The sequence below is a fragment of the Aquincola sp. J276 genome (assembly GCF_024700035.1).
Taxonomy (GTDB): domain Bacteria; phylum Pseudomonadota; class Gammaproteobacteria; order Burkholderiales; family Burkholderiaceae_C; genus Aquincola; species Aquincola tertiaricarbonis.
The window spans coordinates 1,473,849-1,499,718 of record NZ_JAJONC010000001.1 but is presented as its reverse complement, the minus strand read 5'-3'; the positions used below and the strand labels follow the sequence as shown (position 1 = coordinate 1,499,718).

The following is a 25,870-nucleotide window of genomic DNA, read 5'->3' as shown; positions in this document are numbered from 1 at the left end:
TCGGTCGCTGGGGCTGCCTATACTGCAGAGCTTCGCTGAACACACCAAGTCAGCGTCGTATGCGGGAATAGCTCAGTTGGTAGAGCGCAACCTTGCCAAGGTTGAGGTCGCGAGTTCGAGTCTCGTTTCCCGCTCCAGCATGCAGAATGAAAAGGGAAGCAGCCGCTTCCCCTTTTTGTCGAGTGAACCCGGTTTGCCGGGCGGTGGCGCGATAGCAAAGCGGTTATGCAACGGATTGCAAATCCGTCTAGTCCGGTTCGACTCCGGATCGCGCCTCCAAAGTTGTTCAGTCCGGGTTTGAAGTGCTTGCAGAAGCAAACATTCCCTGGCTAGAATAGCGGGCTAGCCAGCCACCAAACTGGCGCAGTTTTGAAATGCGGGAATAGCTCAGTTGGTAGAGCGCAACCTTGCCAAGGTTGAGGTCGCGAGTTCGAGTCTCGTTTCCCGCTCCAGAATGCAATGCAAACGGGGAAGCCAGTGGCTTCCCCGTTTGCTTTGTGTCTGGCTTGCGTGCGTCGGATCAGGGCAAGGCGAATCCTGGCGCCAGGGCCCGCCGCAGGCATTCCACCACCTCGTGCACTGCGCGCGGCGTGTGCGGGCTCCAAGGGCGGATGGCATGGATGGCGTCGCCGAAGAAGCCGACCGGGCGCCAGTCCGGGAGCACCACGCGCAGCCGGCCGGAGCCCAGCGCGGCGGCTGCGCTGAAGTCCGGCAACAGCGCGATGCCCAGGCCATCGATCACCGCGTCACGCAGCACTTCGGAGTTGTTGGCGCGGAACGGGCCATGGACGGTCACCTCGATGCGCTCGGGCTCCGCAGCCGCCTGCGCCTGCCGTTCGAACTGCCAGATGGACGGACCGGGGCGCAGGTAGGCCAAAGCGTCATGTCCGGCCAACGCCGATGGATGCTCCGGCAGGCCGCGCCGGTCCAGGTAGTCGGCGCTGGCCACCAGCAGGGTGCGGGAGTCGCAGAGCTTCCAGGCGACATGGTCGTCGGGCGGCGTATGGGTGTGGCGCACCGCCAGGTCGAAGCCTTCGCGTGACAGCGGCACCAACCGGTCGGACAGCTCCAGGTCCACGCGGACGGACGGAAACGCGCGGTGGAAGCCCGCCAGCGCCGGTGCGATGTACTGGCGGCCCAGCGCCACCGGTGCAGTAATGCGCAGCACGCCGCTGGGCGTGGCGGCCAGGTCGCGCACGCTGGCGAAGCTGCGCTGGATCTGCTCGTAGGCGCCCCGCGTCTGGTCCACCAGCTGCTGGCCGGCCGGCGTGAGCCGCACGCTGCGGGTGGTGCGCTGCACCAGCGGAACGCCGGCCGCCCGTTCCAGTTCGGTGATGCGCTGGCTGACCGCGGCCTTGCTCACCTGCAGCCTGGCGGCAGCCGCGGTGTAGCTGCCCGCCTCCGCCAGGGCGCCGAGGCAGTGCACATGAGCCCAGAGTTGGTCGGGAGACGTCGTAGTCATCGGCTGATTGTTCATCGCACTGAACAATGCGTCTACATGCCATGGCTGTGCATTGCGCTGCGCGGCTTCTAGACTCGCGGCCTTGCATCACCGCATCAGCAGCTGGAGACACCATGGGCGCACCCGAAGCCTTCACCCGTACCACCGACGTCGGCCATTGGATTGGCGGCCAGCCGAGCGCCGGCAGTGGCGGCCGCAGCCAGGCCGTCTACAACCCCGCCACGGGTCAGGTGGCGCGGCAGGTGCTGCTGGGCAGCGTGGACGACGTGAACGCCGCGGTGGCCGCGGCCAGCGCCGCCTTTCCGGCCTGGGCCGACACGCCGCCGATACGCCGCGCCCGCGTGATGAACAACTTCCTGGCGCTGATGAACCAGCACCGCGACACCTTGGCGGCGATGATCACCGCCGAGCACGGCAAGGTGTTCACCGATGCGCAAGGCGAGGTCACGCGCGGCATCGAGATCGTGGAATTCGCCTGCGGCATTCCGCAGCTGCTGAAAGGCGACTTCACCGACCAGGTGTCCACCGGCATCGACAACTGGACGTTGCGCCAGCCGCTGGGCGTGGTGGCCGGCATCACGCCGTTCAACTTCCCGTGCATGGTGCCGGCCTGGATGTTTCCGGTGGCGCTGGCCTGCGGCAACACCTTCATCCTGAAGCCCAGCGAGCGCGATCCATCGCCCAGCCTGTTCATGGCCGAGCTGCTGAAGCAGGCGGGCCTGCCCGACGGCGTGTTCAACGTGGTGCAGGGTGACAAGACGGTCGTGGATGCGCTGCTGACCCACCCGGACGTGAAGGCGCTGAGCTTCGTCGGCTCCACGCCGATCGCGCAGTACATCTACGAGACCGGCGCCCACCACGGCAAGCGGGTGCAGGCGCTGGGCGGTGCCAAGAACCACATGGTGGTGATGCCCGACGCCGACATCGAGCAGACGGTGGATGCGCTGATCGGCGCGGCGTACGGCTCGGCCGGCGAGCGCTGCATGGCCATCAGCGTGGCGGTGCTGGTGGGCGACGTGGCCGACCAGATCGTGCCGCTGCTGGCCGAGCGCGCCAGGGCGCTGAAGATCAAGAACGGCATGGAGCTCGACGCCGAGATGGGCCCGATCGTCACCCGCCAGGCGCTGGAGCGCATCGAGGGCTACATCGCGCTGGGCGTGGAAGAGGGCGCGCAGCTGGTGGTCGACGGCCGTGGCCACCAGGTGGCGGGGCACGAAGAAGGCTTCTTCACCGGCGGCACGCTGTTCGACCACGTGACGCCGGCGATGCGCATCTACAAGGAAGAGATCTTCGGCCCGGTGCTGGCCTGCGTGCGCGCGAAGGACTTCGCCGAGGCGGTGCAGCTGGTCAACGACCACGAGTTCGGCAACGGCGTGGCCTGCTACACCCGCGACGGCAACGTGGCGCGGGAGTTCGCACGGCGCATCCAGGTGGGCATGGTCGGCATCAACGTGCCGATCCCGGTGCCGATGGCCTGGCACGGTTTCGGCGGCTGGAAGCGCAGCCTGTTCGGCGACATGCATGCCTATGGCGAGGAAGGCGTGCGCTTCTATACCAGGCAGAAGTCGATCATGCAGCGCTGGCCGGCCAGCACGCCCAAGGGCGCGGAGTTCGTGATGCCGACCTCGAAGTGACGCCGGCGGCAAGGCGGTCGGTACGCCGCTGGCAGCGGGCCCCGGGCTCGCTGACCCAGCGGCTTTTTGCGTGGGGCGGTGAAGTGCGCGTGCAGCGGTTGCTGCAGGCGGTGGCGCCGTTGCTGCCCGGTGAGGCGTCCGACCTGGGCGTGCCGCCCGGCACCCGCTGCCTGGTGCGCGAGGTGGTGCTGCACGTGGGTGATGCGCCGGTGGTGTGGGCGCGCAGCGTGGCGCCGCACAGCGCGCTGCACGGGCCGTGGAAGGCCCTGGTGGGCCTGGGCCAGCGACCGTTGGCGGCGCTGCTGTTCGTCGATCGGTCGGTGCGCCGCACGCCGCTGGTGGCGGAGTGGCACGGGCGCGGGAGCCCGTGGCATCAGCGGGCCAGCGACGCCTGGCAGCAGGTGGCGGGCGGCCGCTGGCCCGGGCCGGTGGTGGCCGGGCGCAGCTCGGTGTTCTCGCGCGGCGAGGCGCCGCTGCGGGTGTTCGAGGCCTTCGTGCCCGGCATCTCCGCGCCGGTGCGCGGGCTTACCTGACCACGTCGACGCTGAAGCGCACTGCGCCGTAGGCGGTGCAGGCGTCGCCTTCGCACGGGCCGGGGCGGCCGGCGAAGGTGGAGCCGGGGCCGGTGTGGGCGGCGGCCAGGGCGGCCGCGTCGGCGCCGGTGGGCAGGAACAGGAAGGTATCGCGCTTGCCGCGCAGGTGGTCGAAGCTGCGTGGCACGGCGGACACGATGACGACGAAGTCCTCGCGCCCGGCGGGCTCCGAGGTCTCGATGGCCGCGTCCGCCGGCGGCAGCGTGAGCGGCTTGCCCGCGCTGATGCGATTGGCCCGGGCCATCGTGTTGGGATGCAGCAGCACCAGCGAGCCGTCGGGGCCCTTGACCAGCGTGTAGACGTAGCCGTCGCGCGACGAGGTGACGCTGTAGCGCAGCCGGTCGCGGCCGATGCGCAGCTGCGGTCGTGCAGAGGACGCTTCCACGCTGAAACCCGGCGTCTGCGCCTGCACGATGCGGTCGAGTTCACCGTCGACGGTAAAGGGCAGGTTCGGCGCGGGGATTGGTGCGGGCGCAGGCGCCGGGGCGGGCAGGGGCGCCGGCGCCGGAGACGGCGTGGGTGCCGGCGCAGGTGCCGTCGCCACCACCGGCGGCGCGGGCGGCGGCTTGCCGGGGGTCAGCGCGAAGAACGCGCCCACACCGCCAAGCACCAGCACGCCGGCGCCGATGCCGATCCACCGGCCCGAGCGGCCGCCGGCCGTCGTCGCCCCACCGGCGGCGGCGGCGCGCCCTGCGGCCGAAGCCGGCGTGCCGGTCACGGCCGGCGGCGGTGGTGCCTCGCCCTGCAAGACCGTCTGCACGTCCGGCGCGCCGCCGGGGCCCAGGCCCATGTCGGCGCGGAAGGCTTCGATGCTCGGCGTGCGGTCTTCGGGCCGCACCTTCAACGCCCGGTCGACCGCGGCCAGGAAGGTTCCGCTGTAGAGGCCGCGTGCGGCCTCCGTCAGCGGCTGGTAGCTGTCGCCCATCATGCGGCCGACCGACACCGGTGGCGTGCGGCCCTGGATGGCGAAATACACCACCGCGGCCAGCGCATAGACGTCGGTCCACGGTCCCTGCTTCATGCTGGGCACCTCGGCGTACTGCTCCAGCGGCGCATAGCCGGGCTTGAGGATGACGGTCAGCGCCTGCGTCATGTCGCCGATCACGCGGCGGGCGGCGCCGAAGTCCAGCAGCAGCGGCTTGCCGCTGCCGGCCAGCAGGATGATGTTGTCGGGCGCGATGTCGCGGTGGTAGCAATGCTCCGCATGGATGACGGCCAGCGCCTCGGTCAGCGGCGCCAGCAGGCCGCGCAGCCAGGCTTCGTCGGGCGCGGCGCCCATCTCGCGCAGCTTGTCCTTCAGCGTCATGCCCTCGTAGAAGGGCATCACCATGTACGCGGTGCCGTTGGCTTCCCAGAAGCGGTAGACCTTCACCAGCGACGGGTGATCGAACTGGGCCAGCAGCCGGGCCTCGTTGACGAAGCTCTTCAGGCCGGCCTCGAAGGTCTCGCGGTGGCGCTCGCTCTTGACCGACACCTGCGTGCCGCCCTTGCGCGCCGCCAGCGCCGAAGGCATGTACTCCTTCAGCGCGACGCGGCGGTGCAGCGAGTGGTCCTGCGCCAGGTAGACGATGCCGAAGCCGCCTTCGCCCAGCACCCGCGTCAGCTCGAATTCGCCGAGGCGGGTGCCCACCGGCAAGGCGTTGCCGTTGTCGTCGGGCGAGGTCGCAGGCGGGCGCGGGGGCGGCTCGTCGGTGCCCAGCAAAGGCGACGGTGCGAAGACGGTGCGCTCATCGTCGGCCGCAGCGGCTGCGGGTGTCGGCGCGTCGGCGGGCGCGGACCCGGCGGCAGGCGGCACCGGTGGCCGGATGAGGGTGCGATCGTCGTCGTCGTCAGTGGAACTCATCGTGATGCGTCTGCGTTGGCCGGGCCATTGTCCGCCAGCGGCTGCGGCAGGCCGCCGAACAGCAGCCCGGGCAGGCCGGCGGTGGCCAGGCCTTCGGAGCGCAGCAGCTGCGGCGTGGCCAGGTCCGCTTCGGCATACCAGTAGGCGGCGCCGCGGGCCTGCATCAGGCCCGCGGACAGCCAGTCGGCGGCCACGCGCGCCGCCCCATGGCGATGGCCACCGAGCGCCAGGCGCTGCACCCCGCCGGCGGCGGGCGCTGCGAGCAGCGGCGGCGGGCCGCCTGTCCACGGCGGTGTGCCGATGCGCTGCAACTCGGCTTCCAGCGCGTCGATGGTCCAGTCCTCGTGCAGCGCATCGGCCGCGGCCTCGTCGATGCGCAGCAGCCAGGCCCACAACGCTTCCATCGCGTCGGCCTCCGAAGGCAGGGCGGGCAGGGGCTGCGCGATCGTCAACGGGTAGTAGCGGCCGACGCGGTCCACCGAGGGCATCAGCACGCCGGCCCAGGGCTGCTCGTCCATCACGCCGGGCATCAGCAGGAAGCGCCAGCTCGGGCTGGCGAGGTAGCCGTCCAGCCAACCCGGCTGCTGCTGCAGGCCGGCCAGGCCGGCCGACAGCCATTCGTCCCAGCGCTGCACGAAGGCCGGCGGCAGCCGGCGGCTGGCGAAGTCGCCCAGCGTCGGCAGCTTGCCGTGCCAACCGGCGGCGGGTGCCTGCACCGCGCTCACAAGGCGCCCGGGCAGCGGAACTGCTGGATCTCGCGCAGCCGGAAGGGGTTCAGCACGCTGTTGGCGGTGACGTCGAAGCGCACGCGCTGGCCTTCCAGCGTCATCAGCACGCTGAATTTCTCGGGCTGGGCCGAGGGCTGCACCTCGAAGCGGTCGAACAGCCGGAACAGCGCCCACGGCCCTTCGAACACCAGCGGCGCCGCGCCCGGCGTGCTGCTGAGCCTGACGGTGGAGGCGACCCGCTGGCTGGGCCAGCTCACGGTGGCGGCGGTGGCCGCGCCGGGGGTGAACTTGACGACCTGGCCGTCGATGTCGAGCGTGACCTCCTGCAGCGTGCCGAGCTCGGCCGCGCGCAGGTCGAGCTTGAAGCCCGGCGTGCGCCCGCCGCCGCGGAAGAAGGCTTCCTTGATGCGCGACGCACGCTGGAAATCGGCCAGTGCCGCGGGCGCAGCGGGGCGGGTGCCATCGGCCAGCGGCTTGTAGGTCCAGGTGGCGCCGCTGGTGTCGACCAGCGCGGCCAGCCGGCGGTTGTAGAACTCGTCGAGCAGGCCGCCGGGCGCGAAGAGCTGGCCGAAGTCCTCTGGCAGCACGTCGGCCCGCGAGCTGGGCGCGAACGGGTAGCGGTTGGCCACCGCGCGGGTGCAGAAGTCGAAGATCGGCTTCAGGTCGCCGGTCATCACGTCGCGCTCGGCCACTCGGCCTTGCTTGGCGCTCACGTCGGCCAGCTGTTCGAGCATCGAGCGCACCGGCTCCGGCTGCTGCGCGGCCACCAGCTTGGCGGCGCCGCCACCGGCCGGCGGCGGCGGCGACTTGCTCTTCTGCGCCGCGTCGATGGCCTGCAGCTGTGCGAACACCTCGCCGAAGGCCTTCACCGTGTCGTCGATGGGCGCCGGCTGGCCCTGCACCTGGCGGCGGATGCTGGCGAAATGGTCGTCCACCATCTTCTCGACCGGCCCGGCCGACGGCGCCACGGCGGGCCCGCCGCCGGCCAGCTTGGCGAGGTCGGCCTTGGCCTGGTTGGCGGCCTGGGCGGCCTTGTCCAGCGCACCCGGCGCCGCGGCAGGGGGCACCAGCGTGGTCTCCTGCGCCACGGCGGCGAGGTAGAGCTTCAGCGGCGAATCGACGCCCGACAGCAGCCGCGCGACTTCCATGCTGCGCTCCAGGCTCGTGAGCTTGACCAGCCGCACGTCGGCCAGGTACGCGTCCCAGGCCTTGATGTAGTCCTGCAGGTACAGGCGCCGCACGCGGTCGGTGAGCTCATTGCCCAGCAGGGCATTGGCGGCCTGGCCGGCGCTGGCCTTGCGGCCGAACACCCATTGCTCCTCGGCCTGGAGCTGCGCGGCCGACAGGCCCACGCTGCCCTGGAAGGCCTGCACATAGCCCTGGCGCGTATAGAAGCCCGGCACGCCGCGCGACAGCGGCTCGCCGCTGGCCCGCTCGAACACCTTGTCGGCCTGCGGGCCGGCCTTGGCGGCCACCGAGAACTCCGGCAGCTCGCCGCGGAAGCGCCGCTTGAGCCGGCTGTAGATGCGGTACTCGATGGGGAAGGAGGCCAGCATGTCGCGCACGCTGGTCACCAGCGCGGTGTCGATCGGCCGCGCGCTCTGCGGCGCGCCCTGGGCCAGCAGCGCATCCAGGTGGGCATCGAGCGCGGCCCGCTGCTCGGGCGGCAGGTTGCGGAACTGCGCATCCCAGTCGATGCCGATCCAGGCCTTGAGCGTGGGTGCGTCGAACTGGTCGGGCGTGTAGAGCATCAGGTAGGCCTTGAGCGCCTCGTAGGCCTGCTCCAGGTTGTCCTTGTTCGCCGCGCGCAGGCGCTCTTCCAGCCGCTGGGCCACGCGCGGCAGCAGCGCATGTTCCAGCAGTCGGCGGTAGCCCAGGCGGGCGCCGGCATCCAGCTTGTCGCCCTGGTACAGGCCCAGGGTGTCCAGCAGCGGCGGATCGTCGAGCGAGAAACGTTCACTCTGCGCGGCATTACGCACCGCCGTAAGCGCCGGCGCGATCGGCGCGGGGTCGGCGCTGGTGGCCGGCGGCAGTGCGTCCACCGCCTGCTGCAGCGCCGGCAGCCTGGCGGCCACTTCGGCGTCGTAGGCCTGGTTGCGCACATAGCTCACCGCCCAGCCCACGGCCAGCGCAGTGCCGGCCACGGCCACGGTGGCGAAGCCGGCCATGCGCAGCGCGAAGCGCCGCCGCTCGGCCTGCGGATTGGCCGAGACCAGGTGCGCCTCCGGGAACACCACGTCCTGCAGCAGCCGCTTCAGGAAGAAGCTCTTGCCGCGCGCACCGGCCAGCGTGGCCGCACCCCGGCGCTCCAGCCCGAAGGAGCGCGACAGCAGCCCCATCACGCGGTCGATCGGCGTGCCTTCCTGCGTGCCGCTGGTGAAGTACACGCCGCGCAGGTCGACCCTATCCTGCAGCGCCGGCGCGGGGCCGAACACCTGCTGCAGGAAGCCGGCCAGCACCGGCTTCAGGCTCGCAAATTCCTGCGGGAAGGCGAACATCGCGGCCCGCTTGCCCACGTCGCGCTCGGCCTGCAGGCGGCCGATCAGCCCGGCCGACAGGCGCTCTTCCAGCGCGCGGAACTGCGCATCGAAGTCGGCCAGCGGGTTCTCGGCAGGCTGCGCGCCGTGCGGGAAGGTGAAGCCCCAGACCTGCTCGCGCTCTTCCTTGCCCAGCGCGTCGAAGCTCTCCATGAAGCCGGCGATCAGGTCGGCCTTGGTCACCATCACGTAGACCGGCGGGCGCACGCCCAGCTTGGTCTGCAGCTCCTGCAGCCGGGCGCGCAGCGCGGCCGCATGCTCCTGCCGTTCGGTCGCGCCCTGCTGCAGCAGGTCCTGCACGTTGACGGTCAGCAGCACGCCGTTGATCGGCCGGCGCGGCCGCGACTTGCGCAGCAGGCCGAGGAAGTTGTCCCAGGCCGAGGCATCGACCTGGCGGTCGGATTCCTGCGTGGCGTAGCGGCCGGCGGTGTCGATCAGCACCGCATCGGCGGTGAACCACCAGTCGCAGTGGCGGGTGCCGCCCACGCCCTTGACGGCCGCGCCCTGCTGGCTGTCGGCGCCGATGAAGTCCAGCCCGGCATGCAGCAGCGCCGTGGTCTTGCCCGAGCCCGGCGCGCCGACGAAGACGTACCAGGGCAGCTCGTACAGCGCGTCCGTTCCGCTGAGCCAGCGGCGACCCCGGCCGCCGGCCTTCAGCCTGGCCACCGCCTCGCGGAAGCGCTGGTCCAGCACCTGCGCTTCCTGGTCGCTGGCGCTGGGGCCCGGCGCGATGCCCTGCAGCAGCGCGGCATTGGCCTGCCTGCGGCGCCAGGCCAGCCAGCCCAGGCGGCCCAGCCACAGCAGCCACATCAGCACGATGACGACCGCGCGCGCCATCGCGCTGCCCAGCGGCCGCGACACCTGGCCTGCCGCATCGGCACCGAAGGCCAGCAGCGGTCCCAGCCACCAGACGATGGCGCTCAGCGCCAGCACCGCCAGGCTGCCGAGCACGGCAGGGCCCAGCAATACGTTCAACACACGTTTCATGGACTGTGGCTCCGGCAGGCTTCAGCTTTGCGGCGGCGAAGCCAGCGTGATCTCGACCCGGCGGTTCTTGGCGCGGCCGGCGGGCGTGTCGTTGCCGTCCACCGGCTCGCTGTCGGCACGGCCCTCGGCGCGCAGCCGTTCGGCCGGCAGCGTGGCGGCCAGCAGCGCCTTCACGCTGTCGGCCCGCTCCTGCGAGAGGTGCCAGTTCGACGGATAACGCACCGAGCGGATGGGCTGGTTGTCGCTGTGACCGGTGACCAGCACCGGGCCGGGCAGCGGCTTGAGCGCGGCGGCGATGCGGCCCAGCAGCGGCTTGACGCGGTCAGCCACGTCGGCGCTGGCGGGCTCGAAGAAGCCGTCGCCGCGGATCACGATGACCGAGCGGTCGGCATAGTCGCGCACCTCCACCAGGCCGGCCTGGATGTCGGGTGCCAGCAGCCCGGCCAGGCGTGGCTGGGGCGCCGGCACCGGCGGCGGCGCGGGCGGCGGCGCCTTCACGTCGAGCGACTGCAGCGCCTCGAAGGTGGGATCGGTGCGGGCATTGATGGCCATGCGCAGCGCGATGAACACCAGCATGAGCACCAGCGCCGTGACGGCCGCCACCACCCACACCGGGATGCCGTCGCGCAGCCGCTGGCCCGCGGCGCGCACGCCGGCCCAGGCGGGCGACAGCTCCTTGTCCACCGCGGGCGTGGCCTGCTTCAGCATCTGCGCCAGCCGCTCGCGCACGGTTTCCAGCTGCGCGCGGCCGTTGTCGATCACGCGGTAGCGGCCCTCGAAGCCAAGGGCCAGCGCCATGTACATCAGCTCCAGCAGGTTGCGGTTGGCGGGCACGTTCTCGGCCAGCTTGCCCATCAGCTGGAACACCTTCTCGCCGCCCGACACCTCGTTGTGGAACAGCACCAGCAGGCTCTGCGAGCCCCAGGCGCCCGAGCCGCCCCAGGGCGTGCTGCTGGCGCATTCGTCGATGAAGGTGCACAGCACGTAGCGGCCGGCGATCACCTGCTCGTTGGGCAGGCCCTGCGCACGCGTCGTGGCCTCGAACTGCTTGACGCCTTCGGCCAGCGCCGCGCGCAATGCGGCCGGATTGGGATGGTGCGGCATGGTGCGCAGCCGCGCCGCCGTGCCCAGCAGCGGCGAGGCCGCCTGCAGCAGCGGGTTGAAGCCGGCCACGCCGGGCAGCTCGGGCAGCGGCGCGGCTTCAAGCGCGGGCGCGGCGCCCGGCATGGCCGCGGGCTGGCCGGGTGCGGCGGCACCGGGCCGCATGCCGCGGCCGGCGCTGGGCTTGATGACGGTGCGGTCGGACTCGAAGGCCGAGAACGGATCCTGGTCGCTCATCGCTCAATGTCCCGCTGGTCGGTGCGCCGGGCCGTCATGGCCGGATCGCCCAGAACTCGAACTCGATGCCGGGGAAGTCGCCCGACACATGCATGGCCAGGCCGGCGGAGCGTTCCAGCTGCTGCCACAGCTCGCTGCCGCGGGTCTCCAGCTCGAAGTAGCTGAAGCCGCCGTGGTAGGGGATCTGCCGCGGCGCCACCGGCATCGGCTTGACGGCCACGCCCGGCAGCGCCAGGTTCACCAGGTCGCGGATGCGTTCGGCCGGGCCGATCTTCACCTGCGACGGGAAGCGCGCCCGCAGGGCTTCGCTCGGCATCTGCGCATTGACGGCCAGCACGAATTGCGCACGCCGCTGCAAGTCGACGTCCGCAATGATGGCCACGCGCACGCCGTGCTGGCGCTCCTGCAGCTCGATCGGGATGGCGGTCTGCTCCAGCACCATCGACAGCGATTGCCGCAGGTCACCCATCACCGCGCGGAAGCACGGCGCCAGGTCGTCATGGCGGTAGGGCGGGTAGTCGATCGGGCGCTTGCGGTCGCGGAAGGTGGACAGCTCGCCGGCCAGCTGCAGCAGCACCGTGTACAGCCGCTCGGGCGGCAGCGCCGGCAGCTGCGGCAGGTGGGCCAGCAGCGGCTCGGTGCGGTTGAGCGCCTGCAGGAAGACGAAGTCGGCGATCTCGCCCACGCCGGCGCGGCCGGGTTGCGCCAGCCGTGCGGCCAGGGCTTCGCTGCGCTGGCGCACCATGCCCAGCACCTCGCGCTGGTAGCTCTCCAGCACCGGATGCGCGGCCACGTGCAGCATCGGCGGCACGTACTGCGCATCCAGCACCACGCGGCCATCGGCCCGGCGCTCGACGATGCGGGCGGCGCCCAGCTGGGTGAAGCCTTCGTTCGCATCGCGCGCCAGCATCAGCCGCAGGTTCAGGCGTCCGATCTGCAGCGGCGCCTGGCGCAGGCTCACCGCATGGCTGTCGGCCACTTCCACGTCGCTGGCCAGGTAGCGCGGCGGCATGGTGGGCGTGGCGTCCTCCACGTCGCTCTCGGCCACGCCGGGGCGGGCCATCGCGGCCACCAGCAGCACCGGCTCGTCGCGGGCGTCGGCAGGCACGTCGAGCGCGGGCGGCGCGGCGTCGTGCGAAGGAATGTGGAAGGGCGTGCCGTCGGGCAGCACGCCGCTGGCGCTGGTCAGGGCCAGCTTGCCCTGCAGCAAGGCGGCGTCGTCCAGGGCCAGGGTGGTGAAGCCCCAGTAGTGCGGTACCACGGCATTGACACGGGCATCGACGAGTCGGGCGGTGTGTCGGTCCTGCTGCTGGAAATGCTGGGGCTGGAGGAACATGCCCTCCGTCCACATCACCTTGTTGTGCCAGGTCATGGATGTTTTGGTTGTGTGCTGGGCCAGCGGCGGCCGGTGGCAGCCGGAGCCGGCGGAACCGGCGCACCCCACATGCGTGTCAGCCCCGCAAAACGAGGTGGCAACGATACACGCCGATGCTTGCAGCGTCACGCTTTGCGCGATAGGAAAAGGCGTCCTGATTCCCTCCTGCGTGGGATGCTGCGCAACGCTGGCCGACTATCATTTGCCTTCGGTGCGGCGCGGTCTGCCGCATGAATGCTCGTTGGGGAATCGACATGAAACGCTCGCCCACTGTGTTGCACGCCGGCCGTAGCGCGGCCGTCGTCGTGTGCCTGGTGACCTTGCTGCAGGCCAATGCCGCCGATGCGCTGGACATCGGCAACCAGGTGCCCGATGCGGAGGCGGTGAAGGAAGGCCTGTTCCCGGAAGATGCCTGCAAGGAGCTGGAGGCCGCGGGCTTCAAGTGCATGGGCTTCAAGCCGGCGGTGCGCTATTCGCTGCCCGCGGCTTCGTTCAAGGTGGGCTCGGCCGAGCTGCCCGAGATGCTGCGCCGGCAGCTCGACGTGTTCGCCGACGTGCTGCGCGGCAAGAAGGGCACCGGCCGCACCGTGCGCATCGAGGGCCATGCCGATGCCTCCGGCACGGCCGAGGCGAACAAGGCGCTGTCCGAGCGCCGGGCCGAAGCCGTCAAGACCTACCTGGTGGACAAGGGCGCCGACCCTGCCATGCTGGAAGCCGTGGGACTGGGCGCCACCACGCCCAAGATCAGCAGCGACCCCTTCGCGGCCGAGAACCGCCGCGTGGAGATCGGCCGCATCGGCGCCAAGCCCTGAGGGATCAGGGAATCTGGTGGGTCGCCTGCCCGGCCTGCACGAACTCGATCACGCCGCCCCAGATGCACATCAGCTTGCTGGTGTCGTCCAGCGCCGGCGCATTGCACAGCATCACCGTGGGTGCGCCCGGCACCCAGGGCGCCGGCGTGGCCGGCACGCAGGGCATGGGCGTGAGCACGCCCAGCGCGGCTGCCGTGGCCGCGGCCACCGTCGGATTGGACGGCGACTGGCACATGCCGAACGGCATCACGTTGGTCATCGGCACATGGTCCAGGATGTTGGCCGCCACCATGTTGCTGGTCATCACCGTCTTCGGCGTGGGCATGAGGCTGCTCGGCGCCATGCCGAAGCTGCACTTCAGCAGTCCGCCCATGCAGGTCTGGTTCGGCATGCGGTGTCCTTTGCTCAGTCGGCCGCGGCAGCGGCGGTCCACACCGTCAGCGCGGTGAAGTTGTCATGGCTGGCCTTCTGCCGCGTGGCTTCGGTCACCACGCGCTCCAGCGCGGCCAGCCAGGCGGTGGGGGTGCCGGCGGTCAGCAGCGTGGCCTCCAGCGTGGCATCTGGCACGTGCTCCCACAACCCGTCGGTGCACAGCAGGAACACGTCGCCGGGAAGCACCTCGTGCGGCTCGCCGCTGTCGCTGACCTCCAGCACGTCGGAGGCGGTGCCCAACGCCGAGCGCAGCTCGCTGCGCTGCGGATGATGGCGGGCCTGGTCGGCGGGCAGCAGGCCGGCATCCACCAGCGACTGCACCAGGCTGTGGTCGCGCGTGCGGGCATGCAGCCGGCCGCCACGGAACCAGTACAGCCGTGAGTCGCCGGCATGGGCCCAGTGCACCCGGTGGCGCACGAAGTCGATCACCAGGCCGACCACGGTGCTGAACATGTTGGCCCGCTCGGTGTGCGGCGTGCGCGCCTCGATCACCGCGCGGTTGGTGTCGAACACCAGGTCGGTGAGCTGGCGCGCGCCTGTGGTGGGCCGGGCGGCAAAGCCCTGCAGCATGCGTTCGACCACCAGCCGCGCGGCCACGCCGCCGCCGCCATGGCCGCCGGCGCCATCGGCCAGCACGCAGCACAGCTCGTCCACCGAATGCCAGTGGCCACAGGCATCCTCGTTGGCCTTGCGGCCCCCCATCTCGGAAAGCAGGGCGACTTCCAACGCCAGCATCGCGGGCTCTCCTCAAGTGGAACGAGGGTCACTCGTCCTGTTGCAGCTGATCGATGTGCGCTTCATAGGCCTTGCGGAAGGCCTTGCCGAACAGCTCCTGGAAGTCGTCGGCGGCCTCGGCCGACAACTGCGAATAGAGCTGCTGGAACTGCTCCCACAGCTGCGCCTTGCGGCCCGAGGGCAGCAGGCCGGCCAGGCCCGAGCGCTTGCTGATCTTGGCTTCCAGCACCGCGGGGTCGAAGCGCTGCAGCACGCCCTCGAGCGCGGCGCGCATGCCGGCCATCACGCCCAGCTGGTGCGCACGCAGGTCGTCGAAGGCATCGCGCATGGCCTCGGTGGGGCCCATGAAGCCGGGCGTGGGCGCGCCCAGCAGGTGCTTGAGCGCCACCTCCACATTGGGCGAGAACTTCAGCGGGTTGTTCTCGCGCGCGGCCATCAGCGTGACGTCGGCGCGCATCTCGCGCTTGATGGCGGCGCGGGCCACCAGCAGCTCCACCGCGCCGCGGGTGGACTCGCGCAGCAGCGCGCCCACGCGGCGCAGCTGGTCGGCGTCCAGCCCGCGCAGCTCGGCCGCCGGCAGGCCCAGGCCCCTCGGCCAGCGCGGCCAGCAGCTCGTCGGGCGCGGGCGCCGGCGTCGTGCCCACGGCCGCAGCCCGCGGGGCCGATGGCGGGCGGATCATCGTCCGCGGATCGGCCTCGGCCATCCAGCCGGCCTCGAGCGTCGGTGCGGGTGCAGGGCTCGGGGCCGGTGGCTCCGGCGGCGGCACGCGGCGCACGCCGGGCAGGGTGACGACCTTGGTCTCGCGCGAAGGCTGGTCCCAGGACAGCACCGCACCCGGCGGCAGCGCCGGCGGGGGCAGCGGCGCGGGTGCCGGCACCACCGGCGGCGCCATGGCCGGCGCGGGCGGCACGGCTTCGCGCAGGGGTGGCGCCATCCACGGCGTGTTCAGGTCGGACACATGGTCGGAAGCGCTGGGCGCGACCGGCGTGGCCTGCAGGCCCAGCGCGCGCAAGGGGTCGGCATCGGCCGCGGTGTTGGGGCCGGCCAGCGGCGCGGCCAGCGGCGAGCCGGCGAAGGGGTCGGTACCGCTGCCGCCGAGATTGAACAGCGCATCCAGCGAGTTGCTGGCCGAGGGGGCCTGCAGCGGCAGGTCGGGGATGTAGGGGCTGGAGCCGCCCGCCACCGGTGGCTGCGCGCCGAAAGGCGTGGCAACGGAGGCCGGCGCCGGTGAGGGCGCGAACGGATCCCAATCGTCGGGGATCACGCTGGCCGCGCCGGCCGCGGGCGCCGGCGGCGCGGCCACTGGCGTGGGTCCGAAGGACTGGGTGAACAGCGGCGGCGGCGGGCGCGGCGGTGCGGCCGGGGCCTTGGCGCCGGCGTCGCCGAAGAGGTCGGCGAACAGGTCCTTGGCGGTGGTCTGCTGGCCCAGGCTGACGCCGATCAGGTAGCCGCCGATCTGCAGCGTGTCGCCCTGCTTCAACGGCGCCTCGCGGCCGTTGCCCAGCGGCGTGCCATTGACCAGCACCGGGTTGCTGCCGCGGTCCACCAGCGCGAAGGCGCCATGCCGGAACACCACCTGTGCATGCACGCGGGAGATGGAGCGGTCGGGGTCGGGCAGCACCAATTGGTTGTTGTCGGCCCGGCCGACGGTGCCGCCCAGTTCGTCAAAGGTCGCGGAGAGCGCGGCCGTGGGTTGGCCGTTGAAGCTCTGGACGGTGAGGACGATCATGGCTGACGACGGCAGGGCGGGTAAACAGACGTTGCAAGCATAGCGGTCCGTGTTGCGGTGCGTCAGCGCATGACGTGGCAATGGCCTTCCACCACGCCCACCCGCAGCGGCCAGGCGTGGCTGCTGCCGTCGGGCCCGGCTTCGGTGCGCAGGATGGGCTGGCCGGCAGCGTCCACGCACTCCAGCAGCCGGCCGCCGGCGCAGGGTCGCAGCTGCAGCTCGGTTGGTGCCGGCAGCACCATGCGCAGCGCCTTGGTGGCATACAGCATCTGGATGCGGGCGCGCCAGCGCGCGGCCAGCTCGGCCACCGGCTTCTGGTAGGCCACCGCCAGCTCCTCGAAGCGCAGGCGCGCGGCCTGCATGAAGGGCTCGGGATCGCCCTTGGCCAGCGACACCGCCAGGCCCTGCACGAAGGCCGCCACCAGCGGCTGCACCGCGGCGGCATCGGCCACCGGCGGCAGGTCGAGCCAGCGCCAGCGCGGAAAGCTGATCGGCAGCTCGGTGCTGCGCTGGGCGGCCAGCGGGGCGGTGTAGATCTCGCCCTCGAGCACGCCCAGTTCCAGCTCGGCCAGCGTGCGGGCGCTCAGTTCGCTGCCGGGCTGGCCGATGCGCGGCAGCAGCAGCCGCGCCTGGGCTGCCAGACCCTGCGCGGCCAGCCGCGGCGCGGCCGGCAGGCCGGGCGCGCGCGGGTCGAGCAGCAACGTCAGCTGATTGGTGCCCGACAGCAGGTATTCATGCACCGGCACATTCACCTGGCCGCCGCTGGCCGGCGTGCGGACCACCGGGATGTCGTTGATGCGCGCTTCGGCGGCACAGCCCACCGAGCGCAGCCGCAGCAGCAGCAGGCGTTCCATCAGCCCAGGCTCCAGTCCAGCAGCAGCAATGCGGGCAGCAGCGCCAGTTGGCGCCGCGTGTGGCCCAGCAGGGGGTCGTGCAGCGTCACCGGTGCCAGCACCGGCTCCAGCGAGGCGCGCACGAACCATTGCCAGCCGCTGCCGCCGGATTGCCGCGGCCGCAGGCCGGCCTGCAGCACCAGGGCGCCGCTGCAGGGGCCGGCCTCGCGCCACACCAGGCCGTCGTCATGGGCGATGGGGTCGAGGCTCAGTTGCCAGGGCAGGCGCAGTTCCATCGACAGCGGCAGCACCGTGTCCAGCAGGCCGGGGCGCAACGTGTCGCGCAGCAGCGTGCGCTGCAGCGGGGCCTGGCCTTCGGCCTGCAGCGCCACGCGCGCGCGGCTGCCGCCCAGGTCGATCTCGCCCTCCAGCGACAGGGCTAGGCTGCAGGCCAGGTCCAGCTCGCCCGCCACGCGCAGCAGCGCTTCGCCCGCCAGCCCGCCGGGGCCTTCGCGCCAGCCCCAGGTGAGCGCGGCGCGGCCGGTGAGCAGGCCGGGCGTGGCGCGCATCGTGGCCGCTTCGGCGCTGCGCTGCCAATGGGTGAAGAGGCTGTCCAGGCCCTGACGCCAGGCCGCGGCAAGCGCCTGGTCGAAGCCGGCGGTCCATGCCCGCGCATCGAGGGCGAAGCCGTCGCGCTCGATGTGGCAGCGGGTGGCCGGGCCGGTGGCGGCGGGCGGTGCGGCATGGCCGGCCGGTGCGGGCCAGGCGGCCTCCGGCGCGGCCTCGCGCTGCAGCGCGAACAGCCACTGGTCGGCGGGATAGGCCCACACCTGCGCCTGCTGCGGACCCAACGGCACGCCCGTGTCGCGCAGCCCGCAGGTGGGCAGCTGCAGCAGGCACACGGCGGGAGACACCTCTTCGGCCAGCGCCAGGCCCAGGCCGGTGGCGGGCGGCTGCGGCGGCATTGCCATCACCGGCCAGCTCGCGGCGCGGGCCTCGTGGCCCTGCCGGTGTGCCAGGCCTTCGGCACCCAGCCAGCGCACGGCCGGATGCCGCTCCCCGCAGCCGGCATGCAGCGCCTGGCGCACCTGCAGCCGGGCCAGCGGGCCCTGCTGTGCGGCATGCGTGAGCACTGCCAGCACCGATGGCGCCAGCTGCGTGGCGTCGATGCGCAGGGCCGGAGGCGCGGGCGGGCCGGGCACGCGCTGCCACTGGCCGTCGAGCAGGCAGTATTCGTGGCGCCACTCGGTATCGAGCACACGCAGGTCGATCGCCTCGATGTCGCAGGCGGTGCGCGGCAGCGGTACGGCATCGGCGTCCTGGCTGCGCGCGTGTGCATCGGCCGCGTCGAGCAGCGCGCCGTCGGCACGCACCAGCGCCGCCGCGTCGCCGCCGCTGCGCTGCAGTTCGGCCTGTGCGCGGTGCAGCAGCTGGTGCAGCTTGACCTGCGGCAGCAGGCGCTCGTCGGCCAGCAGTGCCAGCGCCCATTCATACTGCGGCCGGGTCTCGAAGCCCGGGCCGAAGGCGAAGCTCAGGTTGAGGTAACGCTGCTGCGACAACGCATCGGCCAGGCCATGCCGCGCCGCATGCTGCGCAGCCGTGGTCAGGAAGGCCTCGCGCCGCTCGCCCAGCCGCTCGGCCACGGCGGGCCAGTGGGCCGCGATGCGCTCGAAGGCGTCGGATGCAGGCATGGCGCGTGGTGTACCGGGCATGGCGACCGTCAACGCCTCCAGAACGGCGCGCCCTGCAGCGCGTCGTAGTCGGCCAGCGGCCGCTTCTTGTCGAGCATGAAGGCCGGCATGTCGGCACGCACGAGGCGCAGCGGCTGGTCGATGCCGAACTCGGCATGGAACGCGGCTGCGGCGTGCGCGGCCTCGTCGAGTTGCTGCAGCAGCGGCACAAGAGCCGCACCGGCAGGCAGCTGCCCCGGCTGGGGCTCAGCGCGCCGAAGGCGGCACATGCGCCCGGCAACTGGTCCACCTGGAGATAGCGGCGGTAGAGGCGGGCGGTCACGAGCTCGGGCGGCACTTGCGCGGGCCACCGCAACCCGGGCGTGGCCACGGCCTGGAAGAAGGCTTCGACCTGCGAAGGCATGCCCAGCAACAGCAGCGTGTGGCCCCCGAGCACACCGATGAGCGACTGTGTGGTCACGGGTGGCTGCGTGGCGTCAATCCACCAGGCCGGCCTGGCGCAGCAGGCCGAGCCAGCCTTCGCCGCCGGGCTCGGCGTGAAAGATGTCTTCGCCATCCAGCATGTAAGCGCGCAGCAGGTGCTCGCGTGCGTCGGCCTCCTGGCCCAGGCGGCTGCTGGCCTGGCCCAGCCGGTAGTGCACGAAGGGGTTCTCCTGCGCGCCGGGGCCGTTGAGTGCGTCGAGCAGCGCGGCACGCGCGGCCGCGAAGTTGCCCAGCTGGAAATAGGCGTCGCCAATGGCGGTCTGCAGCCAGGTCCAGGCCTCCCATTGCACCGCCGGGGGCGGCAGCAGTTCGAGCGCAGCCTGCCAGGCCGAGATGGCGGCCGCCTGCCGGCCGGCGTCGAAGTGCTGGTTGCCTTGTTCCGACAGGACTTCGATCCGCTGATGCAGGGCATCGGGCAGCGAGTTCATGGCTTGGATGCGCCGCCGGCGCGCTGCAGGTAGAACTTCAGGTACTTCGGGTCCTCGTCCTGGAAGGGCCGGCGCTTGAAGCGCTTGTACAGCGCCTGGAAGCCCTGGAAGGCAGTGTCGAGGTCACCGGTTTCGTAGGCCAGTGCGGCGCCGATGAAATCAGCTTCCGAAGCATCGGGCCCGGGGCCGTAGGCCTCGCGCATGCGTTCGAGCCAGAGGGCGGCCTTGTCGAACTGCCGGGTTTGCATGAAGAACGCCACCAGTCCCGACGCCATCGACTGCGCATGGCCGTGTGCGGGCTTGGGCTCCGGGATCAACGCCCAGGCGGCCAGGAACTCTGCCTCGGCCTGTGGCAGGTCGCCGGCGGCCCAGGCCGCACGGCCTTGGCTGGCATGGGTTTGCAGGGCCTGCAAGGCGGCGTCGGACAAGGGGATGGGTGCGGGGGATGAGGTCATCGGCGGGCTTCACTTCAACGGCGGCAGGTAGCGCTCGGTCTGGCCCAGCACGGCACCCGCCGAGCGATTGAGCCGGTAGTAGTCCAGAGTGTAGTTATCGGGGTTCAGCATGAACTCGCGCACCTCCGGCGACTTGGCGCCGAACTGGCGCAGGTGCTGGTTCCATTGCGTGACCGCGTCCTTGCCGGCCACATGCGTCATGTCGGCCTTGGCCAGCGGTTGCCAGCTGCCGTCGCTGGCCAGGATCTCCGGCTTGCCGGTGATCAGGTTGTCGCGCAGCGTGCCGTCGGTCCGCATGCGGGCCTGCACCTGCCGGCCGGTGGCCGAGTCCTTGCCCGGCGTGCGACCCATGTAGCGCGTGCGCGCGCTTTGCGGCCGGCCGGCCGCGGCGGGGGGCCGGCGTGGGCGCCGGCGCGGGCGGGGGCGGTGCCGCCGGGCGCAACTGGGAAGGTGTGCTGGTCGCGCTGCCACCCGCCGCGCCGCCGCTGCCGCCGCTTTGCGGGCGCAGCCGCGGGTTGCGCAGCAGCGACTGCGCATTGGCCGCCACCCAGTCGGCGAAGCCGGCGCCCAGGCGGCTGCTGCGCAGCGCGGCGATGAGCTCGTCGGCCGAGCCGGCCGCGCGTGCGCTGGCGCCGGTGGCCTGGCCCATCGTCAGCCGCGCCACGATGGCCATCAGGATCAGCATCATCAGCCGCGCCACTGCATCGGCCATCAGCCGGCCGGCGGCCTGCACGTCGGCATCGCGGCGCGGCGTGCCGTGCGCGTCCCAGGCCAGGCGCACCGCCTGCATCACCATGCCGCTGACCTCGCCCAGCCCGCGGCCGATGGCCGCCGCCAGGAAGCCCAGGCCCAGCCACGCCAGCACCGCGATGCCCACGTCGGTGCCCAGCGTGGCACCGGCCGCCGCACCGGGCACCGCGCCCACGCCACCGGCCAGCGCGCCCACCGCGGCGCCGATGGCGCCACCCAGCGCGGCGGAGGCGCCGACCACCGCCATCATCATCAGCAGGCCGGGCAGCAGACCTTCGATCAATGACTGCAGCTGGTAGCCGGTCTCGCGCAGGATGGCGGCCGGTGCCTCGCGGGCGCCGAGCGCGGCGGCCTCCTGCACGCAGGCGGCGCGGCGCCACAGCACCAGCGGATCGAGCCCGCTGGCGGCGCCGGCCTGCACCGCCACCAGCGCGCCGGGCAGCGCAGCGGGTGCGCGCTGCAGGGTGCCGTCCTGCGTGAACAGCGTCTGCTGCGCGCCGCAGGTGGGGCCGGCAAGGCGGTACTGGGCCATCTCAGGCGCCGCGGCGGGCCGGGTGCATCAGGCCAGCGGATCGGTGGGGGCCTCGGGCGCCTCGGGTGCCTGGATGGCCTCGGGCGTCTTGGGGCTCGCGCCGTTGCCGGCGCCGGGACCGCCGCCAGAGTTGATGAGCACCATGGCGCCGGTGATGGCCACGTTGGCCGGGCCGATGACCACCGAGCCGCCGCCGCACTTCAGCGTGAGCATGGCGCCCGCCTCGATCACCACGTTGGCACCGCCCTTGATGTGTACGTTGGCCGCGGCCTCCACGCCCAGGTTGGCGCCCACCTTCTGCACCATGTCCGCGCCCGACTTGGCCGACACCGCCGCCGCCGACTCCAGCACCAGGTCGCCGGTGACCTTCAGGCCGTAGGCGCCGCCCACCTGGTTGGCGCTCTTGCCGGTGATGTCCAGGCTCTGGTCGCCGCCCACGCTTTCCTTGCGGTGGTTGCCGATCTTGCGCTGCACGTCGTTCTTGATCTCTTCCTTCTGGTCGTTGGTGACGATGCGGAACTCGTCGTTGCCCACCCAGACGGCCTTGTCGTTCTTCACGTACTGGTAGAAGTCCTTCTCGGCCTGGAACCACACGTATTCGTTGTCCTTCTTGTCCTCGAAGCGCAGCTCGTTGAAGTTGGACACCGCGCCGCCGGTGGTCGACATGCTGCGCACGGTGGACACGGTCTTGTTGGCCGGCAGCGCATAGGGCACCGTCTGCGTGGCGTTGTAGACGCGGCCGGTGACCAGCGGCCGGTCGGGGTCGCCCTCGATGAAGTCGACCACCACCTCCTGCCCGATGCGCGGCAGCGCGATCATCCCGAAGCCCTTGCCCGCCATCGGATGCGACACCCGCACCCAGCACGAGCTGTTCTCGTTCCGCTGGTCCAGCCGGTCCCAGTGGAAATGCAGCTTCACGCGGCCATGCTCGTCGGTGTCGATCTCTTCGCCCGAGGTGCCCACCACCACCGCCGTCTGCGGCCCCGGCACCGTGGGCTTGGGCGTGATGCGCGGCGGCCGGTATACCGTGCTGCCGGGCACGGCGGTGAAGCTGCAGCGGAACCAGGACGAGGCCTGGCCGGATTCCTGGTCGGTGAAGCCGGCGTCGATGCGGGTGGACACCAGCACATGCTCGGCGTTCTCGGCATCGCGGGGATGGTCTTGCAGCGTGAAGCGGCTGCCGGTGGCCAGGCCGCGCACATTGCCCGAGCCCGACTTGCGTACCGCGGCGGCAGCCAGCTCGTCCAGCCGCAGCGCGGCATAGCGGTCGCCGTCGGCGCTGGCCTGGTAGTCGCCCGGCGGGTCGTAGTGTTCCAGCGCGCCGTCGGCCCCGGTGCCGTTGCCGGTGGCCTGGGCCTGCAGCGAGGTGTCGGGCGTGGTGAAGTTGTAGTCGTCCAGCACCACCTTGCCGGTGTGCACCTCCAGGCTGCTGCGCCATTCGGTGATGGCTTCCAGCTCCAGCATGCCGTCCAGCGATTCACGGAAGGGCACGGTCTCGTGGCCGGGGTAGGGCGTGTGCGCGGACATCGCATCCACGATCACCAGCGTGTGGTTGGCCTCGGTGTGCTCGAAGAAGTAGTACAGGCCTTCCTGCTCCATCAGCCGGCTGACGAAGTTGAAGTCCGACTCGCGGTACTGCACGCAGTACTCGTAGGTGGGCAGCGTGGTGCCGAGGTCGAAGCGCACGCTGTGCACATAGGCGCTGAACACGTCGGCCAGGATCTGCTGCGCCGTCTTGCCCTGGAAGATGCGCGTGTCCGCCCGCCGCGTCAGCAGCCACAGCCACGGCCGCAGCACCAGCCGCGCCGCCAGCAGCCTGCCAGCCACGCCGTCGATGCCCGTCGACGCCACCACGCCAGTGGAAGTGCCGCGCGCCATCGTCCGCCAGCCGCAGCGTGACGTGTGCCGGCTGGCCCAGCAGGCTGTCCAGGTCCACCGAGGGATCGTCCGCCAGCGCGGCGACGTGGAACTCGAATGGACGGCCCAGTTCCTCGTGGGCGGACAGGCTGCGCACCCGCAGCACGTCCTCGCCCAGTGGCGTGGTGAGCGTCATCAGCGGCGTGGCGCTGGCTTCAGGCATCTTGTCTCCGGGAGGTCACCAGCCAGCCCGCCACCTGCTGGCCGGCTTCCTTGCGCAGCGCCACCGAGGCGAGCTGCACATGCGCCAGGCCGGCAGCCGCCAGGCTGCGCTGCACATAGTCCTGCGTGTGGCTGTAGCGGCCGTGCGGCTCCAGCAGGTGGTCGGCGCCGGCGCTGCGCGCCTCCACCGTGAACACCAGCAGGCCACCGGGCCGCAGGCTGCGTGCGGCCGCGGCCAGCACCTCGTCCAGCCGGCCGAAATAACACAGCGTGTCGGCCGAGACGATGACGTGGAAGGCCGACGGATGGGCGGCTAGCCAGGCGGTGAGCTCGGCGGCCTGCAGACTGTCATAACCGCCGCGCAGGCGAGCCTGCGCCAGCATGCCGGGCGACAGGTCCACGCCCACCAGCCGACGGGCATAGGGCCGCAGATGCTGTGCGCACAGGCCGGTGCCGCAGCCGGCATCCAGCACGTCCAGCGTGGGCTTGGCCGGCGGGGCGCCCAGCGCCTCGGCCAGCGCATCGCCCACCAGCTGCGGCGCGCGGTACTCCAGCGCGGTGAGCCGCTCGTCGAAGCTGCCGGCGAAGCTGTCGAACACGTCGACCACGTAGTCGTTGGGCGCCCGCTCGGGCACGCCGTCGCCGGTGACGGCCGCCAGGTGGTGGCGGGCCTGCACGCTGTCGGGCTCCACCGCCAGCCATTCGCGGAACACGCCGGCCGCCTCGGCCAGCCGGCCGGCCTGCGCATAGACGATGCCCAGCAGCCGCCGCGAGCGCGTGTCCTGCGGCTTGAGTTCCAGCGTCCGCGCGAAGTGCACATAGGCCTCGGGCAGCCGGCCCACGCGCGACAGCAGCGAAGCCAGGTTGAAGTGCGCGTCGGCGTAGTCGGCGTTGCGCTCGAGCACGGTGCGCAGCGAGGCCTCGGCCTCGTCGAAGCGCCTGAGCCGCATCAGCATGCAGCCCAGGTTGTTCAGCACGTCGAGGTTGCCGGGGTCGAGGTCGAAGCTGCGCTCGTAGGCGTCGGCCGCCTCCTGGCCGCGGCCGGCGTCCAGCAGCGCATTGCCCAGGTTGTTCTGCCAGGCCGCCACCGTCGGGTCCAGCCGCACCGACTCCTGCAGCAGCGGCAGCGCCTCGGCCCGCTGGCCGCGCTGGTGCAGCAGCATGCCCAGGAAGTGCATGGTGTTGGCATCGCCAGGCTGGAAGGCCAGCAGCCGGCGGTAGAGCTTCTCGGCCCCTTCCCAGCGGCCGTCGCGGTGCAGGCCGATGGCCATGCGCAGCGCCTCGTCGAAGGTCACTTCGGCCTGGGGCGCAGGGGCTGGGGGGCGTTGCATGCCGGCAGCTTCCGCAAGGCGCTCAGGCGCGGCGCTGCAGGTAGTGGCGCACGCCCGGATCGTTGATCAGCACGATCTGCTCGCTGGTCGTCGGGTTGACGAAGTCGTAGCTGATGACGTTGGGCAGGCACATGCGGTCGCCGCGGCTGGCGGCCACCACCTTCCACTGCGCCTCGTCCGCCTTCTCGGGCTTGTAGGCGAAGTGCCTGACCGAATGCTGCTGCAGCAGCTTGATCATCTTCGGTGTGTTGGCATGCGTGCCGCCGGTGAGCTTGAGCGGCGACTTCGGGTCCACGCCGCCCGGGGCCTTGGTGTTGCTTTCCACGTAGCCGCCGGTCTGCTGCCAGTACAGGAAGAACAGGTGGTCGTCCGGGTGGCAGGCATGTTCGTTGGCCCCCTTCAGGCCGTCGGCGATCACGTCGTTGATCGACACCTTGCCTTCGAAGCAACCGCAGATCGGCAGGCCGTCGGTGACGTTCTGCCCGTTCGAATACTTGTAGAAGCCGTGGATGCCCTTGGCCTGGTCGATCTGGCTGTCCTTGTTGCTGCCGATCGTCTTCTTCTTGAAGCCGAACTTCTTGACGTCGAAGATGCAGATGGCCTTGCCACGCAGGTCGCCGATGCGGGCATTGGCCAGGTTGCCGTTGCCCTTGTACAGCCGCTTGGCGATGGGATGGTTGAGCACCTCGTCCACGATGCCGGTGGAGCGGTCGGTGTGGGAGATGCGCAGGATGACGAACTCGCTCCCCCGTGCGCCCAGGAAGCCGTCCACGTCGTCCAGGATCTTGCGCGAGGTGGCGCCCACGCCGCCCTGGCCGGCCGTCTGGTGGTAGCCGCGCACCACGCCGCCGTCGGTCTTCAGCCGCACGTCGAAGAAGCGCGAGCCGGCGCGGCACTGCTCGCCGATCGTGCCGCTCTGGGTGATCGAGCGGGACTTGGACACCACGTACTTGGTGAAGCCGCTCTTGCTGAAGTCGTCACCGTCGTAGATGGTGGCGTCGTGGCTTCCCGGCATGGTGATGTTCTTCAGCAGCAGGTCGTCGCGCAGGGTGGCTGACCAAAGCGTGAGGTCGATCATGTCA

The 25,870-nt window shown here is 71.6% G+C and carries 22 protein-coding genes, 3 tRNA genes and 2 pseudogenes; 7 read left to right on the top strand and 20 right to left on the bottom strand.

The window, feature by feature from the left end; all coding sequences use genetic code 11:
* The first annotated feature begins 61 nt into the window (after positions 1–61).
* The 3 genes from LRS14_RS06855 to LRS14_RS06845 all read left to right on the top strand — a co-directional run bounded on the left by LRS14_RS06855 (position 62) and on the right by LRS14_RS06845 (position 452).
* Positions 62–137: transfer RNA gene (locus tag LRS14_RS06855), tRNA-Gly, on the top strand.
* Positions 138–205: 68 nt separating this feature from the next.
* A tRNA-Cys gene (locus tag LRS14_RS06850) sits at positions 206–279 on the top strand.
* A 97-nt stretch (positions 280–376) separates the two neighbouring features.
* Positions 377–452: transfer RNA gene (locus LRS14_RS06845), tRNA-Gly, on the top strand.
* Between the two features lie 68 nt (positions 453–520).
* Here the strand turns inward: LRS14_RS06845 and LRS14_RS06840 are convergent.
* The gene (locus LRS14_RS06840) at positions 521–1,462 is read right to left on the bottom strand and encodes a LysR family transcriptional regulator (protein WP_257799050.1); all 942 of its coding nucleotides are present in this window, start codon (positions 1,460–1,462) and stop codon (positions 521–523) included.
* A gap of 113 nt (positions 1,463–1,575) precedes the next feature.
* On the opposite strand from LRS14_RS06840, the gene LRS14_RS06835 reads away from it, so the two are divergent.
* Both LRS14_RS06835 and LRS14_RS06830 read left to right on the top strand, forming a co-directional pair.
* The gene (locus LRS14_RS06835; protein WP_257799049.1) at positions 1,576–3,096 is read left to right on the top strand and encodes a CoA-acylating methylmalonate-semialdehyde dehydrogenase; all 1,521 of its coding nucleotides are present in this window, start codon (positions 1,576–1,578) and stop codon (positions 3,094–3,096) included.
* Positions 3,093–3,629 carry a chorismate lyase gene (locus tag LRS14_RS06830; protein WP_257799048.1) on the top strand — a complete coding sequence of 179 codons (537 nt, stop codon included), beginning with the start codon at positions 3,093–3,095 and terminating at the stop codon, positions 3,627–3,629. Before LRS14_RS06835 ends, LRS14_RS06830 begins: the two co-directional genes overlap by 4 nt.
* On the opposite strand, the gene LRS14_RS30220 is transcribed toward LRS14_RS06830, so the two are convergent.
* The 5 genes from LRS14_RS30220 to tssK are packed head-to-tail and all read right to left on the bottom strand — an operon-like array spanning position 3,622 to position 12,494.
* Complete coding sequence (locus LRS14_RS30220; protein WP_310740809.1) at positions 3,622–5,532, bottom strand: serine/threonine-protein kinase; 1,911 nt, start codon at positions 5,530–5,532, stop codon at positions 3,622–3,624. The two genes, LRS14_RS06830 and LRS14_RS30220, sit on opposite strands and share 8 nt — an antisense overlap.
* On the bottom strand, positions 5,529–6,248 hold the full coding sequence (gene tagF, locus LRS14_RS06815) for a type VI secretion system-associated protein TagF (RefSeq protein WP_257799047.1): 720 nt from the start codon (positions 6,246–6,248) through the stop codon (positions 5,529–5,531). The genes LRS14_RS30220 and tagF overlap by 4 nt, the downstream gene beginning before the upstream one ends.
* Before the next feature lie 5 nt (positions 6,249–6,253).
* Complete coding sequence (gene tssM / locus LRS14_RS06810) at positions 6,254–9,784, bottom strand: type VI secretion system membrane subunit TssM (RefSeq protein WP_257799046.1); 3,531 nt, start codon at positions 9,782–9,784, stop codon at positions 6,254–6,256.
* 21 nt (positions 9,785–9,805) lie between these two features.
* Complete coding sequence (locus LRS14_RS06805) at positions 9,806–11,122, bottom strand: DotU family type VI secretion system protein (RefSeq protein ID WP_257799045.1); 1,317 nt, start codon at positions 11,120–11,122, stop codon at positions 9,806–9,808.
* Between the two features lie 34 nt (positions 11,123–11,156).
* Positions 11,157–12,494, bottom strand: coding sequence for a type VI secretion system baseplate subunit TssK (gene tssK / locus LRS14_RS06800; RefSeq protein WP_257799044.1), 1,338 nt, complete (start codon positions 12,492–12,494; stop codon positions 11,157–11,159).
* 257 nt (positions 12,495–12,751) lie between these two features.
* Between tssK and LRS14_RS06795 the strand changes: the two genes are divergently transcribed.
* Positions 12,752–13,309, top strand: a complete 558-nt coding sequence (locus tag LRS14_RS06795) for an OmpA family protein (RefSeq protein ID WP_232315552.1) — start codon at positions 12,752–12,754, stop codon at positions 13,307–13,309.
* Between the two features lie 4 nt (positions 13,310–13,313).
* On the opposite strand, the gene LRS14_RS06790 is transcribed toward LRS14_RS06795, so the two are convergent.
* From LRS14_RS06790 to tagH, 3 genes are read right to left on the bottom strand one after another with little or no spacing between them, the layout of a single operon-like run.
* The gene (locus LRS14_RS06790) at positions 13,314–13,700 is read right to left on the bottom strand and encodes a DUF4280 domain-containing protein (RefSeq protein WP_046115853.1); all 387 of its coding nucleotides are present in this window, start codon (positions 13,698–13,700) and stop codon (positions 13,314–13,316) included.
* Between the two features lie 14 nt (positions 13,701–13,714).
* Positions 13,715–14,476: a PP2C family serine/threonine-protein phosphatase gene (locus tag LRS14_RS06785; RefSeq protein WP_083440933.1), complete on the bottom strand. Its 762-nt coding sequence runs from the start codon at positions 14,474–14,476 to the stop codon at positions 13,715–13,717.
* A 28-nt stretch (positions 14,477–14,504) separates the two neighbouring features.
* Entirely contained in the window at positions 14,505–15,128 is a 624-nt protein-coding gene (gene tagH, locus LRS14_RS06780; protein ID WP_257800427.1) for a type VI secretion system-associated FHA domain protein TagH, read from the bottom strand.
* Between tagH and LRS14_RS06775 the strand changes: the two genes are divergently transcribed.
* A complete protein-coding gene (locus LRS14_RS06775; RefSeq protein WP_257799043.1) occupies positions 15,113–15,640 on the top strand; it encodes a hypothetical protein in 528 nt (175 codons plus the stop codon). The genes tagH and LRS14_RS06775 overlap by 16 nt on opposite strands.
* Before the next feature lie 299 nt (positions 15,641–15,939).
* Here the strand turns inward: LRS14_RS06775 and LRS14_RS30630 are convergent.
* From LRS14_RS30630 to LRS14_RS06730, 11 genes and pseudogenes are all read right to left on the bottom strand, one after another.
* Positions 15,940–16,206: pseudogene (locus tag LRS14_RS30630) on the bottom strand (FHA domain-containing protein); the annotation flags it as partial.
* 62 nt (positions 16,207–16,268) lie between these two features.
* Positions 16,269–17,060, bottom strand: coding sequence for a hypothetical protein (locus tag LRS14_RS06770; protein WP_257799042.1), 792 nt, complete (start codon positions 17,058–17,060; stop codon positions 16,269–16,271).
* On the bottom strand, positions 17,060–18,730 hold the full coding sequence (locus LRS14_RS06765) for a hypothetical protein (protein ID WP_257799041.1): 1,671 nt from the start codon (positions 18,728–18,730) through the stop codon (positions 17,060–17,062). Before LRS14_RS06765 ends, LRS14_RS06770 begins: the two co-directional genes overlap by 1 nt.
* A gap of 29 nt (positions 18,731–18,759) precedes the next feature.
* The gene (locus tag LRS14_RS06760; RefSeq protein ID WP_257799040.1) at positions 18,760–18,939 is read right to left on the bottom strand and encodes a hypothetical protein; all 180 of its coding nucleotides are present in this window, start codon (positions 18,937–18,939) and stop codon (positions 18,760–18,762) included.
* Positions 18,940–19,206: 267 nt separating this feature from the next.
* Complete coding sequence (locus LRS14_RS06755) at positions 19,207–19,641, bottom strand: hypothetical protein (protein WP_257799039.1); 435 nt, start codon at positions 19,639–19,641, stop codon at positions 19,207–19,209.
* Positions 19,638–20,096 (bottom strand): lipopolysaccharide assembly protein LapB, encoded by a 459-nt coding sequence (locus LRS14_RS06750; protein ID WP_257799038.1) that lies wholly within the window; start codon positions 20,094–20,096, stop codon positions 19,638–19,640. Before LRS14_RS06750 ends, LRS14_RS06755 begins: the two co-directional genes overlap by 4 nt.
* A 94-nt stretch (positions 20,097–20,190) precedes the next feature.
* Positions 20,191–21,378 carry a DUF6861 domain-containing protein gene (locus LRS14_RS30625; RefSeq protein ID WP_404977537.1) on the bottom strand — a complete coding sequence of 396 codons (1,188 nt, stop codon included), beginning with the start codon at positions 21,376–21,378 and terminating at the stop codon, positions 20,191–20,193.
* A 27-nt stretch (positions 21,379–21,405) separates the two neighbouring features.
* A complete protein-coding gene (locus LRS14_RS06740) occupies positions 21,406–23,229 on the bottom strand; it encodes a type VI secretion system Vgr family protein (protein ID WP_257799037.1) in 1,824 nt (607 codons plus the stop codon).
* Between the two features lie 25 nt (positions 23,230–23,254).
* Positions 23,255–23,431, bottom strand: a pseudogene (locus LRS14_RS30620) (contractile injection system protein, VgrG/Pvc8 family); the annotation flags it as partial.
* Between the two features lie 19 nt (positions 23,432–23,450).
* On the bottom strand, positions 23,451–24,788 hold the full coding sequence (locus LRS14_RS06735; protein ID WP_257799036.1) for a tetratricopeptide repeat protein: 1,338 nt from the start codon (positions 24,786–24,788) through the stop codon (positions 23,451–23,453).
* A gap of 22 nt (positions 24,789–24,810) precedes the next feature.
* On the bottom strand, positions 24,811–25,866 hold the full coding sequence (locus LRS14_RS06730; protein ID WP_257799035.1) for a hypothetical protein: 1,056 nt from the start codon (positions 25,864–25,866) through the stop codon (positions 24,811–24,813).
* Positions 25,867–25,870 lie beyond the last annotated feature (4 nt).

Coding starts and splice junctions, on each gene's coding strand:
- LRS14_RS06840 (WP_257799050.1), bottom strand. CDS start 1,462: ATGACTACGACGTCTCCCGACCAACTCTGGGCTCATGTGCACTGCCTC.
- LRS14_RS06835 (WP_257799049.1), top strand. CDS start 1,576: ATGGGCGCACCCGAAGCCTTCACCCGTACCACCGACGTCGGCCATTGG.
- LRS14_RS30220 (WP_310740809.1), bottom strand. CDS start 5,532: ATGAGTTCCACTGACGACGACGACGATCGCACCCTCATCCGGCCACCG.
- tssM (WP_257799046.1), bottom strand. CDS start 9,784: ATGAAACGTGTGTTGAACGTATTGCTGGGCCCTGCCGTGCTCGGCAGC.
- LRS14_RS06805 (WP_257799045.1), bottom strand. CDS start 11,122: ATGAGCGACCAGGATCCGTTCTCGGCCTTCGAGTCCGACCGCACCGTC.
- tssK (WP_257799044.1), bottom strand. CDS start 12,494: ATGACCTGGCACAACAAGGTGATGTGGACGGAGGGCATGTTCCTCCAG.
- LRS14_RS06795 (WP_232315552.1), top strand. CDS start 12,752: ATGAAACGCTCGCCCACTGTGTTGCACGCCGGCCGTAGCGCGGCCGTC.
- LRS14_RS06790 (WP_046115853.1), bottom strand. CDS start 13,700: ATGCCGAACCAGACCTGCATGGGCGGACTGCTGAAGTGCAGCTTCGGC.
- LRS14_RS06785 (WP_083440933.1), bottom strand. CDS start 14,476: ATGCTGGCGTTGGAAGTCGCCCTGCTTTCCGAGATGGGGGGCCGCAAG.
- LRS14_RS06770 (WP_257799042.1), bottom strand. CDS start 17,060: ATGGAACGCCTGCTGCTGCTGCGGCTGCGCTCGGTGGGCTGTGCCGCC.
- LRS14_RS06765 (WP_257799041.1), bottom strand. CDS start 18,730: ATGCCTGCATCCGACGCCTTCGAGCGCATCGCGGCCCACTGGCCCGCC.
- LRS14_RS06755 (WP_257799039.1), bottom strand. CDS start 19,641: ATGAACTCGCTGCCCGATGCCCTGCATCAGCGGATCGAAGTCCTGTCG.
- LRS14_RS06750 (WP_257799038.1), bottom strand. CDS start 20,096: ATGACCTCATCCCCCGCACCCATCCCCTTGTCCGACGCCGCCTTGCAG.
- LRS14_RS30625 (WP_404977537.1), bottom strand. CDS start 21,378: ATGGCCCAGTACCGCCTTGCCGGCCCCACCTGCGGCGCGCAGCAGACG.
- LRS14_RS06735 (WP_257799036.1), bottom strand. CDS start 24,788: ATGCAACGCCCCCCAGCCCCTGCGCCCCAGGCCGAAGTGACCTTCGAC.
- LRS14_RS06730 (WP_257799035.1), bottom strand. CDS start 25,866: ATGATCGACCTCACGCTTTGGTCAGCCACCCTGCGCGACGACCTGCTG.